This window comes from Pseudomonadales bacterium (assembly GCA_013215025.1).
Lineage (GTDB): Bacteria > Pseudomonadota > Gammaproteobacteria > Pseudomonadales > DT-91 > DT-91.
The window spans coordinates 13,007-28,371 of sequence record JABSRR010000058.1 but is presented as its reverse complement, the minus strand read 5'-3'; the positions used below and the strand labels follow the sequence as shown (position 1 = coordinate 28,371).

At 45.9% G+C, this 15,365-nt stretch carries 15 protein-coding genes; 8 read left to right on the top strand and 7 right to left on the bottom strand.

The annotated features are described in order from the left end of the window. Window positions 1–26: 26 nt before the first annotated feature. Complete coding sequence (locus HRU21_06135; protein ID NRA41874.1) at window positions 27–554, top strand: hypothetical protein; 528 nt, start codon at window positions 27–29, stop codon at window positions 552–554. Here the strand turns inward: HRU21_06135 and HRU21_06130 are convergent. Continuing rightward, on the bottom strand, window positions 532–1,245 hold the full coding sequence (locus HRU21_06130; GenBank protein ID NRA41873.1) for an RluA family pseudouridine synthase: 714 nt from the start codon (window positions 1,243–1,245) through the stop codon (window positions 532–534). The two genes, HRU21_06135 and HRU21_06130, sit on opposite strands and share 23 nt — an antisense overlap. Window positions 1,246–1,280: 35 nt before the next feature. On the opposite strand from HRU21_06130, the gene HRU21_06125 reads away from it, so the two are divergent. Then, a complete protein-coding gene (locus tag HRU21_06125) occupies window positions 1,281–1,844 on the top strand; it encodes a hypothetical protein (GenBank protein ID NRA41872.1) in 564 nt (187 codons plus the stop codon). A gap of 5 nt (window positions 1,845–1,849) precedes the next feature. On the opposite strand, the gene HRU21_06120 is transcribed toward HRU21_06125, so the two are convergent. The 3 genes from HRU21_06120 to HRU21_06110 all read right to left on the bottom strand — a co-directional run bounded on the left by HRU21_06120 (window position 1,850) and on the right by HRU21_06110 (window position 3,846). Beyond that, entirely contained in the window at window positions 1,850–2,458 is a 609-nt protein-coding gene (locus HRU21_06120; protein ID NRA41871.1) for a class I SAM-dependent methyltransferase, read from the bottom strand. Window positions 2,459–2,603: 145 nt separating this feature from the next. After that, window positions 2,604–3,299 (bottom strand): hypothetical protein, encoded by a 696-nt coding sequence (locus HRU21_06115; protein ID NRA41870.1) that lies wholly within the window; start codon window positions 3,297–3,299, stop codon window positions 2,604–2,606. A gap of 133 nt (window positions 3,300–3,432) precedes the next feature. Next, window positions 3,433–3,846: a hypothetical protein gene (locus HRU21_06110; protein ID NRA41869.1), complete on the bottom strand. Its 414-nt coding sequence runs from the start codon at window positions 3,844–3,846 to the stop codon at window positions 3,433–3,435. Window positions 3,847–4,007: 161 nt separating this feature from the next. Between HRU21_06110 and dinB the strand changes: the two genes are divergently transcribed. Continuing rightward, complete coding sequence (gene dinB, locus HRU21_06105; GenBank protein NRA41868.1) at window positions 4,008–5,351, top strand: DNA polymerase IV; 1,344 nt, start codon at window positions 4,008–4,010, stop codon at window positions 5,349–5,351. A 61-nt stretch (window positions 5,352–5,412) separates the two neighbouring features. Here the strand turns inward: dinB and HRU21_06100 are convergent, their stop codons facing one another. The 3 genes from HRU21_06100 to HRU21_06090 form a co-directional block, all read right to left on the bottom strand. Then, complete coding sequence (locus HRU21_06100; protein ID NRA41867.1) at window positions 5,413–6,072, bottom strand: HAD-IA family hydrolase; 660 nt, start codon at window positions 6,070–6,072, stop codon at window positions 5,413–5,415. Between the two features lie 8 nt (window positions 6,073–6,080). After that, window positions 6,081–6,821, bottom strand: a complete 741-nt coding sequence (gene ubiG / locus HRU21_06095) for a bifunctional 2-polyprenyl-6-hydroxyphenol methylase/3-demethylubiquinol 3-O-methyltransferase UbiG (protein ID NRA41866.1) — start codon at window positions 6,819–6,821, stop codon at window positions 6,081–6,083. A gap of 11 nt (window positions 6,822–6,832) precedes the next feature. Then, window positions 6,833–8,161, bottom strand: a complete 1,329-nt coding sequence (locus tag HRU21_06090; protein ID NRA41865.1) for a TRZ/ATZ family hydrolase — start codon at window positions 8,159–8,161, stop codon at window positions 6,833–6,835. A 285-nt stretch (window positions 8,162–8,446) separates the two neighbouring features. Here HRU21_06090 and gyrA point away from each other — a divergent pair, with 285 nt between their 5' ends. From gyrA to HRU21_06065, 5 genes are read left to right on the top strand one after another with little or no spacing between them, the layout of a single operon-like run. Continuing rightward, window positions 8,447–11,008, top strand: coding sequence for a DNA gyrase subunit A (gyrA, locus tag HRU21_06085; protein ID NRA41864.1), 2,562 nt, complete (start codon window positions 8,447–8,449; stop codon window positions 11,006–11,008). 59 nt (window positions 11,009–11,067) lie between these two features. After that, complete coding sequence (gene serC, locus HRU21_06080) at window positions 11,068–12,147, top strand: 3-phosphoserine/phosphohydroxythreonine transaminase (GenBank protein NRA41863.1); 1,080 nt, start codon at window positions 11,068–11,070, stop codon at window positions 12,145–12,147. 35 nt (window positions 12,148–12,182) lie between these two features. Then, the gene (pheA, locus tag HRU21_06075) at window positions 12,183–13,292 is read left to right on the top strand and encodes a prephenate dehydratase (protein ID NRA41862.1); all 1,110 of its coding nucleotides are present in this window, start codon (window positions 12,183–12,185) and stop codon (window positions 13,290–13,292) included. 15 nt (window positions 13,293–13,307) lie between these two features. Then, window positions 13,308–14,432 (top strand): histidinol-phosphate transaminase, encoded by a 1,125-nt coding sequence (locus HRU21_06070; protein ID NRA41861.1) that lies wholly within the window; start codon window positions 13,308–13,310, stop codon window positions 14,430–14,432. Window positions 14,433–14,440: 8 nt separating this feature from the next. Next, entirely contained in the window at window positions 14,441–15,358 is a 918-nt protein-coding gene (locus HRU21_06065) for a prephenate dehydrogenase/arogenate dehydrogenase family protein (protein NRA41860.1), read from the top strand. Window positions 15,359–15,365 lie beyond the last annotated feature (7 nt).

Sequence of the window (15,365 nt, the reverse complement as noted above, 5' to 3'; positions counted from 1 at the left end):
TTATTATCGATGACGATAAAAAGTTGATGATAGAGCTTGAATTGGCTTACCGTTTGAAACGCGATGTGTACAAGCCTGTCACCGCAGATACCTTGCTTGATGTGCTTGATGCTGTTGCGCCAGCGATTGAGATACCAAGCCTTGCAGATCACACGCAGCAGAGTCGCGGCGAGGACTTGATTCGCCGTAATGTATATGCGCATCAATTTATTCTCGGCGATTGGCAAGCCTTAGCTCCGCGCAGCTTTACGCAGCTTGATCAAATGCGCTTAGCGCTCTTTTGTCAGCAACAGCTAAAAAGTTCAGGCACCCCAGCCGGCGCTTTAGGTGGGCAGCAGTCGGCTTTAACTTGGATGATTAATCATTTATTAAAGCTGGGCTTCCCTTTGCGAAAGGGGCATATTTTACTGACCGGAAATTTAATCAAGATGACCCCATTAGCGCCTTGCCATTTCACTGCCGAATTTGCCGAACTGGGTCAGCTTGCATTTATGGCTAAGCCGATTAAGCCAACTACGCCGAATAAGCCAGCTAAAACGGTGCTGCAGCATTAAAACAAAGGGTTTCTTGGGTGACGGGGTGCTTCAGTTTTAACTGATGTGCATGTAAGGCTAGCCTTGGCATCTGCAGATAGGTAGCTTCGTCAGCATATAAATCACAGCCTAAGATAGCATGGCCAATCGCCTGGCAATGAAGCCTCAGCTGGTGCGATCGGCCGGTATAGGGGCTGAGAATAGCACGGCTAATATTTTTTTCTGAGCAATAGTCTATTCGTTCGAAATGGCTGATGGCTGATTTGCCGTATTGCCAGTCAATTTTTTGCTTAGGTTTATTAGCTAGATCGGGGCCAATCGGGATATCGATTATACCACTGCTAGAGCTTGTAAAGCGCAATCCCTTATGCCCTTGAGATGCTTCAGACAGCAGTCCTGTTACTAAAGCGGTATAGCTTTTCTTGACGTCCCGTTCTGCAAACTGACGGTTTAACTGAGCTTGATGAGTACGGTTGGTGCCGGCAATTAATACGCCTGAGGTGTCAAGGTCGAGACGGTGCGCTAATTCTGCCTGGGGGTAAAGTTGGCGTAAGCGTAACAAAACAGAATCTTGGTTAAGCGGATGTTTGCCTGGTTGAGAAAGTAAGCCAGAGGGTTTATTCACTACTATAATGGCCTCATCCTCAAAAATTAGCTGAAGTGGCTCATCACAGATAGGCAGAATATAAGGCTGTTCCTGATTCAAAAGCATATAATAAGTGTAATCAAGCATCCGGAGATGAGCAATTGATAAGACAGCTTAATTCAACGCTTAATGAAGCTCTCACACCAGCTATAGCTGAACAGCATAAAGATCTTTGGCAATGGTATTTATTGCAGCAGGAAGCGTTGATCTTACATGAATACGCTTTGGCACAACAACTGTGGACAGTATTTGCAACGGGTTTACAGCAACATATTGAGTTTGAAAATAGACAGTTATTTGCAACGACCATGATAGAGCAGCACACCTGGCGATGGCCAGCCAGTTTATATATACAAGAGCATGAGAAAATTCTTAGCTTGATGCAAAAGATATCTGACCGTTACGATGCTTTTATGGCATTAACAGGGCGTCGGCAACGCATCGCAATCTTAGAGTTGCTGGAACAGCAAATGCAGTTTAGACAGGTGTTAGAGCATCATGAGGCGCGAGAAGAGCAAGATGCCTTGCAACATTTACACTTAGCCAATGAAGCCAATGAAGCCAAAGAGCATGCTGATAATATCTGGCAAGACTGGTTATTATCCAGTGCCTGGCAACATCAACATCAGGACTTACTAAACCAGGTTAAGCAGCAATTCGCATAAGTGTGTTATTGATTTTCTATAACCATCAATGCGCCTCTTGCTTTGCTAGGCTCACCTAAATCCACATCGTAAATTTCTGCGCAATATTCTGCTTCGCATTGTTGTGCTAATGTTAAGAATGGCGATCGCTCTGGATCAGCATAGACAATTTTTCGCACACCGGCTTTAATCGCTCGATCAATCAGCTGTTTATGAATCTCACTGAGTTCGTCCCAAAAACAAACATCGGCAGCAATAATAAGGTCATATTCAGATAATTGCTGCGTGGTAATGTGCTCAAAATACGTGGGCCAAAATAAACACTCCGCGTCATTAATTTCAGCATGTAGTTGAATGTATGGAAAAACATCTTCATCAGCGTCAACGGCGGTTACATCGACACCGTATTGCTTGTTTAAAAATAAACTGCTTGGTCCCCAGCCACAACCGAGTTCTAACACTTTCCATGACTTAGGAATCGGGTGGTCGGTAAAATAATCCATCAATAAAAAACTGGATTTCCATATTTTGTTGCCGTGAATACTGGTGGGGTATTGTTTGCGCAGTCGTTTTATGTCTTTGTGTTGAGACTTTAAAATAGTGATGCCAAAGTGGCTTTGTGAATGTGCGGGCATAGTAAAAGATCAGTCTGTTAATGCAGCAGTAAAAAAATAAGGCAACCGAAGTTGCCTTATTGTAGGGTGTTTTCAACAGTGAGCAAAGTAAGAAAACACTGGCTTAGCTAGCCCTCGCCGAAAGCTTAAATAACAGCGATAAGCATTATGCTTTTTTCGCGACAGCTTTCTTAGTAATGGCTTTCTTAGCTACTGCTTTTTTAGCGGGCGCTTTTTTAACGCTTGGTTTTTTGCTAACCGCTTTCTTTTTTGCTGCAACTTTTTTTGCCGGCGCTTTTTTAACCGCAGCTTTCTTCTTTGCGGCTACTTTTTTTGCTGGCGCTTTTTTTACCGGTGCTGATTTAACCGTTGATTTAACGGTTGATTTTTTAGGCTTAGCTTTTTTAGCTGCAGCCTTTGCTGCTTTTGCTTTTGCCGCATCTTGTTTCTTTAATTTAGCAGCAAGCTTTTTTGCTGCAGCTTTTGCTTCTTTTGCTTCAGCTTTCGCATGTTCAGCTAAAACTTTAGCTTCAGCTTTCGCCAAGTCAGCCGCTTTCTTTAGCGCCTTTTTATCTGCAATTAATGCCGCTTTGGTTGCAGTGAGGGCATCGCGTATTGCAACTTGTGTTGCCTTAGCCTCTTTCACCGCAAGTTCGGCTGCCTCAACACCAACTTTCTTTTTCTTTGCAGCTTGATATTTTTTAGATTGTGTTTGAATTTTTTTGCTAGAGGATTGAAGCTGTTTCTTTAATTTGGCGACTTCCTTTTCACCTTGCGTAACTGCTTTTGCACGGGCAGTGTCCAGCGATTTTTTTAATTTATCAAATTCTTTTTCTAGATCTTTAAGCATTTTGTTAGCCATATGATAAGTCACCTATCAGTCAATCTTATTAAATTATTACAACTAGACTAAGCGTACAAAATATAAACAAATAAGAGAACTGTTTTTTAGCTTAAATCGGCTAAAAAGTATGATAATGATAAAAAAATGCGATTTAAAAAATTTTTCCGTTCGGAATATATCTATTTTGACTGTTAGAGCGAATCCATAATAGCTCTTGCTGAGATAATTTTTGCTGCATAGATTTTAATAATTGATTGAAGGCAATCGCTGGTGAATGCTCGTTAGCAGTCAACGCAGCATAAGCAGATTCGGCGGCAGTGAAAAAGAAAATTAAATTTTTACATTGTGTCGCATTTAGTTGCCGATATCTCTCTATCCATAGCTCTTGCTTCAATTGCATTAGCGGCGTTAAAGCTTGCTGCTGATCAATTTCCAGTTGCTGAACCAGTAAGAGGATTTGTTCTTGACTTGAATCACTTATCTGGCCGATTAGCCATTCTACAATACTAAAATCTATAGCATTATCGCCGCTCTCAGATTCAGGCTGCCATTGTTCTATAGTCATGGTGAGTGTTCTTTCCTTTCTATCCTATCTGTTATGCAGATCAATCATACTATATAGAATAGAGCTATAGGCTAATTAATGCTTAGGCATTGTATAAATCAATTTGACGAATCGCCTGCAAAAAACTGGTTAAATATACAGTATCGAGTTACACTGAATACATGCAAAAGATTATTCATATTGACTGCGATTGTTTTTACGCTGCTGTAGAGCAGAGGGATGATCCGCAATTAATAGGGAAGCCCGTCGCTGTAGGTGGGCACTCTCGCACGCGCGGAGTATTAGCAACCTGTAATTATGAGGCGCGGCAGTTTGGTTTGCATTCAGCGATGCCAACGCATGAGGCCTTTAAACGTTGCCCAGAGCTGATACTTAAACCTGTTAGGTTTGACCGATATCGATCTGTATCAGCCGCCATTATCAATATTTTTAAGCGTTTTACTCATGTGATCGAGCCCTTGTCACTGGATGAAGCATTTTTAGATGTTAGTGATGTGACGCAATATCAAGGCTCTGCGAGTCGAATAGCTGAGGCAATTCGTCAGCAAATTTTTAACGAGGTAGGGATTACCGCGTCTGCGGGTGTGGCGCCGAATAAGTTTTTGGCAAAAGTTGCCAGTGACTGGCAAAAGCCGAATGGGCAAACGGTGATTGCTCCAAATGATGTGGCAAGCTTTGTTGCTGCATTGCCGGTTAAGCGAATTCCTGGCGTGGGTAAATCTACCTTGGCGAAAATGCAAGCGCTGCATATCCAGCGTTGTGCCGACTTACAAAATTTGACAGCGACAGAATTACATCGGCATTTTGGACGATTCGCTGATCGTTTAGCCAGCTACGCTCAAGGTCAAGACCCCCGCATTGTAAAGCCCTTCAGTTTACGTAAATCGATATCGGTTGAGCGAACCTTCAGCCAGAATATTGCTCAGCTGAGTAGCTTGCAGCAGCTTATGCAGCAGTTGTTAGTTAATCTGCAACAGCGTTTAGTGCAATTTAAACAGCGTATTGCAGAGCAGCCTGAGCAATTGCCGATTGATCAACTGCCCGAGCGTTATCACAATAGTTATCGCATGTTTTTGCAGCAGCAATCACTTGTGTCAATTAAATCATTGCAGCTAAAAATCAAATACCGTGATTTTTCTGTGCATACCCGAGAGTGCCAATGGCCTATGGCATTGGATCATGCTGCCTCACTGAAAGCTGCTGATTTTGCCGTACTGTTAAATAAGCTGTTATCACCCAGCGGCGAGCTGACCAATAGTGTGCGCTTGTTAGGTTTGGGTGTTCAGCTTGAGTACCCAACACAAAATCTCGATCATCATCAAGATAATGCGCGCATTCATTGTAAGCCTAAAGCAGAGGCTTCGGCTGAAATTCTTGATGCAGCTTTTTATGCATTGCGTGATGCTGACATCAGCACCGGCAGTACAGTTGAGCATCTTACCTGCAGTGAGGATTTCAGCGACTTGCATCAACGAGCTTGTCAGCAACTTCGCTTAAGGCTCTAGCATATTCGATGCGATCTTAGGCGGTGTTTATCATTAGCCAGTGGCAGCCAAATTTAATAAATTAAAGTAAGCGTAAAAGGTCTATTGGCTTATCGATAATATAATCAGCTTGCCAGTCGACTATCTGGTCATCCGGCTTTACATAGCCATATTGGCAGGCTACGGTCGGCATATTGGCGTTTTTACCCGCTTCGATATCGCGTCGGTGGTCGCCAATATAAAGACAATGCTCTGGTGCCACGGCTAATTGCTCGCAGGCAAGTAGGATGCCCTCAGGATTCGGCTTGGGGCTTGAAACATGCTCCGGGCAAATAATGCTCTTAGGCGCCAAATGTCTGTGCTCTGGGTTTGAGAAAATTTGCTGAATAAGCGGTTCGGTAAATCGCCAAGGTTTATTGGTAATAATGCCCCAGCTGCTCTGTTGTTTTGCGCAGGCCAATAAGACTTCTTGCATGCCATCAAATAGGGTAGCTGCTTGACCAACAGATAGCGCATAGCGCTCTAGCAGTGTTTGCTGCAGCGTTGAGAACTCGGGCTGGTTTTCCTGAACTTGAAAGCAGAGTGTGACGAGCGCGCCAGCGCCATCAGAAACGGTATTACGAATCACTTTAGCCGAGGGTGGCAAGATACCTTGTTGCTCGCACATAGTGTTGAGTATCGCAACAAAGTCAGCGGCGGTATCAACCAAGGTGCCGTCTAAATCAAATAATAGCGTTGGCATTGTTTTCGCTANGGCTTGCGGGCATGCATAAGNTAATTAACCGAGCTGTCATCGCTTAGAAAATAATGTTTGCTGATCGGGTTATATTCCATNCCGCTTATGTTTTCAATGATTAAGCCTGCCTGTCTGGCCATAGTTGCAAGCTCAGAGGGCTTTATCATTTTCTCATAGCTATGCGTGCCTTTCGGCACTAAGTTTAGAAGGTACTCTGCACCTAGGATGGCAAACGCGAAGGATTTTGGGTTGCGGTTGATGGTTGAGAAAAAAATGTCTCCGCCAGTTTGACAAAGATCGGCACAGGCTTGAATAACCGATTGAGGGTCAGGCACATGTTCTAACATTTCCATGCATGTGATTACTTCAAATTGTGCCGTTTGCTCAGCTTGTAGTTTCTCGGCTAAGGCTTCTGCTGTACTGTGCTGATAGTCAATGCTAAGTTTCGACTCAAGCAGATGAAGTTTGGCAATCTCTATAGCCTCATTGCCCATGTCAATACCGCTGACTGTGGCACCTCGCTGCGCTAGGGCTTCGGATAAAATGCCAGCGCCACAGCCCACATCAAGCAGGGTTTTTTCTGCAATATTGGCGTATTTATCGATGTAGTTGGCACGCAATGGATTAATATCGTGCAAGGCTTTCATGTCGCCGTTTTTATCCCACCAGCGGCTGGCGAGTTTATTAAATTTAGCAATTTCGGCGGGGTCGACATTGCTATGAAGTGCATTTTGCTCGGAAGTGTTTGAAGTCATATGATGCTGGTCTAGGTCGATATTTTATCTTGCCAATACTTGGCGCGCGCGGTAATGGCGTCAATGTCTAGCTTGCTCGCAGCGGTAAACTGATAGTCTTGCATTAGGCATTTTCCTTGCACATAGCTATGGCTTACTCTGGGACCTATATTACTATAAGTCAGTAGCGATAGCGTATCGAAATGTGGTTGTTGTTCCAGTTGGCTGATATCAATAGCGATGATATCGGCGTCTTTGCCAACAGCAATAGAGCCGGTTGACTGTTCAAGGCCTAGCGCTTTAGCGCCATGTAATGTTGCCATTGCAATTGCCTGGCGAGCAGGAAGGAGGCTGGGGTCTTTGGCTGAACCCTTGGCAATTAATGCCGCTGTCTGCAGCTCATTAAACATATTGAGACTGTTATTGCTGGCAGCGCCATCGGTGCCTAGGGCAATATTTATGTCCGCTTTATCCAATGCTTGCAGGGGTAAAAAGCCTGAGCCGAGTTTTAGATTAGATATCGGACAGTGCACAATAGATAACTCAGTGTCGCGGCATATCGCAATATCCTCAGCATTTAGGCAAGTCATATGCACAGCTTGAAAGCTTTTGTCCAAAAGTCCCAGTTCTAACAGTCGTTGAATCGGTCGAATGCCATTTGATGAAACGGCGTCATTGACTTCAAATTCAGTTTCATGAAGATGCATTTGCAGGCCGGTTTGATAGCGATTTGCAAGCTGTTTTGCATCAAGCAAGACCTGATCTGAAACGGTATAGGGTGCATGAGGACCCGGAACGATACTCAGGCGGCTATGCTGGCTAAATTGTTGAATTAAGGCTTCGCCTTTGCTGAGGTAGTCGTCGGGACCATTGCCCCAGGCGCTGGGGAAATCAAAAACCGGAAAGCTGAGCTGTGCTTTGATGCCGGTTTGCTGCACAGCTTGCGCACAGGCTTCGGGAAAAAAATACATGTCGGAAAAACAAGTGGTGCCGCTGCGAAGCATTTCTGCTATCGCAAGCTGGCTGCCATCGAAGACAAACTCAGGGTCAACAAACTGTTGTTCGAGCGGCCAAATTTTATTTTCCAGCCAGTCCATTAATGGCATATCGTCGGCAAAGCCGCGCAACAGGCTCATGGCACTGTGGCCATGCGCATTGATAAGCCCTGGCATCAGAATATGATGCGGTAAGCTATGCACATTATCGCAGTGGTATTGGCTTGAAAGCTGCTCAAAGCTGTCGATCGCAACGATCTTACCTTCCTTGATTGCGATGCTATTTTGAGCAGTAAATGTTTCCGTCACAGACACTAATGCGTTGGCAGTTAGGATTAGGTCACAGCTGGCGGGTTTGTCTGACATGAAAACGTCTCTAAGTGGTTATATTTTGTGCAATTTTGGCGCTTGGCCAGTAGGCGCTCTGGATGCCGATAAATACTAGGGAAATAGTGCTGAATATGCTACCATTGCGGTTTATTTTTAGCGCGAAAATTACCACTTGAGATTCTGCAAAAACATTGCATGACGCTCTGCCACTATATCTCGCATCATCTTGAAATACCTTGATGCTGCGGCGCTAAATATAATGCTTAGAACGACTATAAAAGCATGGAATGATCATAACAAAAGTCGCCAACGAGTGAGCCAATGAGTGAAATAGATAAAGAAGTTATTCCGGTAAATATCGAAGATGAGCTGAAGCAATCCTACCTCGATTACGCGATGAGCGTTATTGTAGGTCGTGCCTTGCCTGATGTGCGCGATGGCTTGAAGCCTGTGCATCGTCGAGTATTGTTCGCGATGGATGTATTGAGCAATGACTGGAATAAAGCCTACAAAAAATCTGCCCGCGTAGTTGGTGATGTAATTGGTAAATATCACCCCCACGGTGATACCGCCGTTTACGATACGATTGTGCGCATGGCGCAGCCATTTTCTATGCGATATATGTTGGTCGATGGTCAGGGTAATTTTGGCTCTGTTGATGGCGACAATGCTGCTGCGATGCGATATACCGAAATCCGCATGCAGAAAATCGCGCATGAAATGCTGGCCGATTTAGATAAAGAAACCACGGACTGGGTGCCAAATTACGACGGTACCGAGCAAATCCCCGAAGTATTACCAACCAAAATTCCGGCATTATTGGTTAACGGTTCAGCAGGTATTGCGGTTGGTATGGCAACCAATATCCCGCCGCATAATTTAAATGAGGTTTTAGATGGCACTTTAGCGCTATTAGATAACCCGCATATCTCCATTGATGAGCTGATGGAATTTATCCCCGGCCCGGATTTTCCAACCGCAGCTATCATCAACGGTCGTGCTGGCATCGTGCAAGCCTATCGCACCGGTCGTGGGCGTATTTATATGCGTGCGCGAGCCACGGTTGAGCACGATGAGAAAAGCTCAAAAGATACCATTATCATCACCGAAATCCCTTACCAGCTTAACAAAGCAAAGTTGATTGAGCGCATTGCTGAATTAGTCAAAGAGAAAAAAATTGAGGGCATTTCAGAGCTGCGTGATGAGTCGGATAAAGACGGCATGCGCGTGGTGATTGAGATTAAGCGTGGTGAGTCAGGTGAGGTTGTGCTGAATAATCTCTACGCGCAAACGCAATTGCAGTCTGTGTTTGGCATCAATATGGTCGCCTTGGTTGACGGTCAGCCACGCTTGCTTAACCTGAAAGACTGTCTTGAAGCCTTTTTGCGTCATCGTCGTGAGGTGGTGACGCGNCGCACGGTATATTTACTGCGCAAAGCAAGAGAGCGCGGCCATATTCTNGAGGGGCTAGCGGTAGCGATCGCCAATATTGACCCAGTAATTGCACTCATTAAGGCGTCAAATACCACAGCGGAAGCGCGTGAAAACTTATTAAAGCAGGCCTGGCAACCGGGTGATGTGACTGCCATGCTGGAGCGAGCGGGTGAGGGTGCCTGTCGCCCTGAGTCTTTAGGCAGCGAATTTGGCTTCCGTGACGGGCAATATTATTTATCCGCGGAGCAGGCGCAAAGTATCTTAGATATGCGCTTGCAAAAACTCACCGGGCTTGAGCACGATAAATTAATCAATGAGTATCAAGAAAAGCTTGAGCAGATAGCTGATTACTTAGATATCCTAAGTTCCGCTGAGCGACTGATTAACGTGATTCGTGAAGAGCTCCAAGAAGTTAAAGAAAACTTTGGTGACCCTCGTCGTACCGAAATTTCAGCATCGCAGCTGGATTTAACCCATGAAGACCTGATCTCTGAAGAAGATCGAGTCATCACGATATCGCATGGCGGCTATGCAAAAACCCAGCCGCTGGAAGACTATCGAGCACAGCGACGCGGTGGTAAAGGTAAGTCAGCGACAGCGGTTAAAGATGAAGATTTTGTCGAGCATCTATTGATTGCCAATACCCACGACACCTTATTGTGCTTTACCACCGAAGGTAAGGTGTATTGGATTAAACCGTACCAGATTCCTGTTGCATCGAGGCAGGCTCGTGGTCGCCCCTTAGTAAATTTGTTGCCGCTTGACGAAGGCGAGCGCATTACCTCATTTTTAGTGGTCGATGAGTATCACGACGATAAGTTTATTTTCTTTGCCACCAGAAATGGCACGGTGAAAAAGACCCCGTTAACAGATTTCTCGCGTCAGCGCAGCGTTGGTTTGCGTGCGATTAATCTGGATGAAGGGGATCAATTAGTCGGCACCGCCATTACCTCTGGTGCTGATGACATTACCTTGGTGGCAAGCTCAGGTAAGGTGAATCGATTTAAAGAGTCAGATGTTCGCTCTATGGGCAGAACCTCAAGAGGTGTGCGCGGCATTAAAATGGCGGCTGACTGCGAGTGTATTGCGCTAATCATACCCGAGCAAGGCGGTAAGTTATTGACGGTGTCTGAGAACGGTTTTGGTAAACGCACCGCAATGGAAGATTTTCCTACCAAGGGACGTGCGACCCAGGGCGTTATTGGTATGCAGTGCAGCGATCGTAATGGTCAGCTGGTTGGTGCAACTCAGGTTTTCGATGGTGATGAAATTATGATGATTTCCAACCAAGGCACCCTGGTACGTACCCGAACCGATGAGATTTCGGTGCTGGGAAGAAATACGCAGGGTGTGCGATTAATAAAAGTTGCTGAGTCAGAGCAGTTAATTGGTGTTGAGCGCATTGCTGAAACGGATGCAGAGCCCGAGCAAGCGCTTGAGGCTGAATAGCTACCAATTGAGATTCGCGATTTGCAAATGATTAATATTAAGTACTAAAAGGTTTACACATGGCAAGAGTTCATAACTTCTGTGCAGGCCCGGCAGCGTTGCCGGAGTCAGTTCTTAAGCAGGCACAAGATGAAATTTTAGATTGGCAGGGCGCTGGCCTGTCGGTAATGGAAATGAGTCATCGAAGTGCCGAGATTGTCGCGATAGCCGAGCAGGCAGAGCAAGATTTACGTGATTTAATGGCTATACCGGATGATTATGCAGTACTGTTTTTACAAGGCGGTGCAAGCACGCAATTCGCCTCTGTGCCATTAAACCTATTGCCTGAAGGTGGTGTTGCCGATTATCTGAATACAGGTCAGTGGTCGAAAAAGGCCATTAAAGAGGCTAAGCGCTACGGCCAAGTCAATGTTGCCGCATCTTCTGAAGATACTAATTTCTCGACTATCCCAGCCGTTGATAGCTGGCAGCTATCAGATAACGCTGCATATTTACATTTCACCCCTAATGAAACTATTGGCGGTGTGGAATTTTTTCATGAGCCTGAAGTTAATGCGCCATTAGTTGCCGATATGTCGTCAACGATCTTATCACGTCATATTGATGTGACTAAATACGGTGTTATTTATGCAGGTGCGCAAAAAAATATTGGCCCAGCCGGTTTAACCTTGGTCATTGTGCGTAAAGACCTACTGGGTCGTGCTCGCCCATCAACGCCTGCCATGTTAGATTGGCAGACGGCAGCCGATAATGACAGCATGTATAACACGCCGCCAACCTATGCTATTTATTTGGCTGGCCTAGTTTTTAAATGGTTAAAAGCGCAGGGCGGTATAGCGGCGATAGAGGCAATAAATCGTCGTAAAGCGGCAAAGCTCTATGACTACATCGATAATTCTGGTTTCTATGCCAACCCTGTAGAGTTGTCCTCTCGCTCTTTGATGAATGTACCCTTTACATTGGCGAATGCTGATCTGGATAAAACCTTTTTACAACAGGCAGATGCAGCAGGTCTGCTTAATCTTAAGGGCCATCGCAGCGTTGGTGGTATGCGCGCCAGCATCTACAATGCGGTGCCTGAGCAAGCAGTCGATGATCTTATCGCGTTTATGCAACAATTTGCTGCTGCGCAAGGCTAGGCCTTTTCACTGCAGCCATCAGATGGAATAAAGCGATGAGCGATAAGCAAATACCGTCATTAGATCAGCTACGTACGTCTATCGATGCGATTGATAAACAGCTGCATCAGCTGCTCAATCAGCGTGCTAAGGTGGCGCAGCAGGTTGCCGAGGTAAAGTTGAAAGACGTGCCGCTTGCTCAGCATGATGAGGTGAAATTTTATCGCCCAGAGCGTGAGGCACAGGTCTTACGTGCAGTGAAAGCACGTAACGATGGGCCGTTAGAAGATGATGCTGTAGCGCATATTTTTCGTGAAATCATGTCGGCATGTTTGGCCCTAGAAAAGCCATTAAGTATCGCTTTTTTAGGCCCTGAAGGCACTTTTACGCATGCTGCGGCGCAAAAACACTTTGGCTTTGGGGCGATAACTGCACCGGTTTCATCGATTGCGCAAGTGTTTAGTCAAGTTGAAAACGGCGATGCTACTTACGGTGTTGTGCCAGTTGAAAATTCAACCGAGGGCATGGTCAACCACACGCTTGATAACTTCATGCAGTCGAGCTTGAAGATTTGTGGCGAAGTGGAGTTGCCGATTAACTTACACTTATTGGTGCACCCTGACAGTAAACCTGATGCGATTGGTAAAATTTGCGCGCATCAGCAAGCCTTAGCGCAGTCTCGCTATTGGTTAGATCAACATTGGCCGGATATTGAGCGGGTCGCGGTGGCATCTAACGCCTTAGCGGCGCAAATGGCGCAAGATGATACATCGGTTGCGGCCATTGCCGGTTCGATGGCAATAGAGCTGTATGGTTTGTCAGCGATGGCTGAAAATATTCAGGATTTATCAACCAATACTACGCGTTTCTTAATTGTTGGTCGTGAATCGGTGGGTCCTTCTGGGGATGATAAGACCTCAGTGATTGTGTCAACGCACAACAAACCTGGCGCCTTGTACCGTTTGCTTGGCTCGTTCGAACGTGAGGGCGTAATGTTGACGCGTATTGATACCCGACCGTCGCGTACTGAAAATTGGGCCTATGTGTTTTTCATTGAATTCGAAGGCCATCAAAGCTCATCGACTACGCAGAAAATCTTAGATGAGCTGAAAGAGCAATCTATTGTGCTAAAGACCTTAGGCTCTTACCCCAAAGCTGCCTTATAACTATTTGAGAATGCTATGAGCTGTGATTTTATTGCATTAGCGAATCAAGGTGTGCAAGCCTTGCGCCCCTATCAGCCTGGAAAACCGGTTGAAGAACTGCAGCGTGAGCTGGGACTTGAAAAGATTGTTAAACTTGCCAGCAACGAAAACCCATTGGGTCTCAGCCCCATGGTGCAATCGCGATTGGCAGATCCCAAGCTGCTGTCTGAGCTTACCCGCTATCCTGATGGCGCGGCTTTCAGCTTAAAGCAAAAACTGGCAGACGTTTATAAGCTGAGCCCCGATCAGCTGACTCTGGGCAATGGCTCGAATGATGTGTTGAATTTGATCGGCCTTAGCTATATCAATCCGAATAGCTCGGTTATTTATTCGCAACATGCCTTTGTAGTCTACTCGATTATGACGCAGTATCTTGGCGCCAAGGCAATTGAGGTAGCTGCAAAAAATTATGGCTACGATCTTGATGCGATGCTTGCCGCAATTACTGACGACACGTCAGTGATTTTTATTGCTAACCCGAATAACCCCACCGGCACATGGCTCAGTCATCAAGCGATGCTGACGTTTATGCAGCAAGTACCAGAACATATCATTGTCGTGCTTGATGAGGCCTACAGTGAATACATAGACGAGGTGGGGGATGACTATGCTGATGGCTTCGCCTTGTTGCGCGCCTTCCCTAACTTGGTCTTAACTCGCAGTTTCTCCAAAGCCTTTGGCCTTGCAGGTTTGCGCTGTGGTTTTGCCGCCTCTTCACCGGATATCGCCGATATTTTAAATCGGGTGCGTGAGCCATTTAATGTCAATATTCTTGCGCAATTAGCTGCACAAACCGTGTTAGATGATCACGACTATTTACAGCGCAGTATTGCTGTCAATGCAGCTGGGCGAATCCAGCTTGAGACGGCCTTGGCGGCGTTAAATCTGGCCTTCATTCCTTCACAAGGTAATTTTATTACCTTCGATACAGCAAGAGATGCCGATGCTGTTTATCACGACTTGCTTGCCTTAGGCGTTATTGTGCGACCAATTGCGGGCTATGGTTTGCCGCAGCATTTACGCGTGTCGATTGGCCTAGCTGAAGAAAATCAGGCTTTTATTGATGCGCTGCACCAGCTGCGTGCGCAAGCAAAGATATAGGTCTAGGTATGAGCGAGCTTCATCTAGCGAACTTAAAAATGCTGGTAATCGGCGCCGGTCTGATCGGTGGTTCATGGGCGATGGGCTTGAAGCAGCGCGGTAAAATTCAATCGGTTGCAGCGTATGCAAGAAATACAGAGCTGCTTTATCAAGGTCAATCGCTAGCAGTGATTGATAGCGTGGTCGAGGATTTACAGCAACTGCCGCAGGCGATTGCAGAGGCTGACGTCATTGTCTTAGGCGTGCCAACCTTAGCGATAAAACAATATATATCGATGATTCAAACGCACCGTCAAGCGCATGCCGTGGTTACCGACGTGGCAAGCGTGAAAGGTGAAGTTGCCGATATGTTAGTGGCTGAATTAGGCGCGGTGCCGCCCTGGTTTATCCTAGGTCATCCAATAGCTGGCTCTGAGCAAAGTGGCATATCAGCGTCCAATCCTAATCTATATGTGAATCATCACGTCATTCTTACGCCCGATGCGCAGACAGATGCGGCTGCCTTGCATACCGTTTCCGAGTTATGGCAGGCGGTTGGTGCAGATGTCGTGAGCATGCCGATTGCGCAACATGACAAAGTGTTAGCGTCAACCAGTCATTTGCCGCATGCGCTTGCCTTTGCCTTGGTGGATACGCTGCGCAGTGAGGAAGAAAATGTCGAAATCTTTCGCTTTGCGGCCGGCGGNTTTCGTGATTTTACNCGTATTGCCGCATCACATCCGGTNATGTGGCACGATATTATGTTAGCCAATAAATCATCTATTTTAGACATCATGGGTGATTTTCGTGCCAAGCTTGATGAATTAGAAGCGGCTATGCAAAGCAATGATAGTGAGGCTATCTTAAGTATGTTTGAGCGTGCTAAAGATTCACGCGAAGAGTTTGCTAAGCTGCTTGCCGAGCGCCAGGCAAAACCTGCCAAATAACCCCAAC

Bases quoted from the DNA above. Each gene is read 5' to 3' on its own strand.
- serC (NRA41863.1), top strand. From the start codon at position 11,068: ATGGCAAGAGTTCATAACTTCTGTGCAGGCCCGGCAGCGTTGCCGGAG.
- pheA (NRA41862.1), top strand. From the start codon at position 12,183: ATGAGCGATAAGCAAATACCGTCATTAGATCAGCTACGTACGTCTATC.
- HRU21_06100 (NRA41867.1), bottom strand. From the start codon at position 6,072: ATGCCAACGCTATTATTTGATTTAGACGGCACCTTGGTTGATACCGCC.
- dinB (NRA41868.1), top strand. From the start codon at position 4,008: ATGCAAAAGATTATTCATATTGACTGCGATTGTTTTTACGCTGCTGTA.
- HRU21_06090 (NRA41865.1), bottom strand. From the start codon at position 8,161: ATGTCAGACAAACCCGCCAGCTGTGACCTAATCCTAACTGCCAACGCA.
- HRU21_06130 (NRA41873.1), bottom strand. From the start codon at position 1,245: ATGCTTTTGAATCAGGAACAGCCTTATATTCTGCCTATCTGTGATGAG.
- HRU21_06110 (NRA41869.1), bottom strand. From the start codon at position 3,846: ATGACTATAGAACAATGGCAGCCTGAATCTGAGAGCGGCGATAATGCT.
- HRU21_06115 (NRA41870.1), bottom strand. From the start codon at position 3,299: ATGGCTAACAAAATGCTTAAAGATCTAGAAAAAGAATTTGATAAATTA.
- HRU21_06070 (NRA41861.1), top strand. From the start codon at position 13,308: ATGAGCTGTGATTTTATTGCATTAGCGAATCAAGGTGTGCAAGCCTTG.
- HRU21_06120 (NRA41871.1), bottom strand. From the start codon at position 2,458: ATGCCCGCACATTCACAAAGCCACTTTGGCATCACTATTTTAAAGTCT.
- HRU21_06135 (NRA41874.1), top strand. From the start codon at position 27: ATGATAGAGCTTGAATTGGCTTACCGTTTGAAACGCGATGTGTACAAG.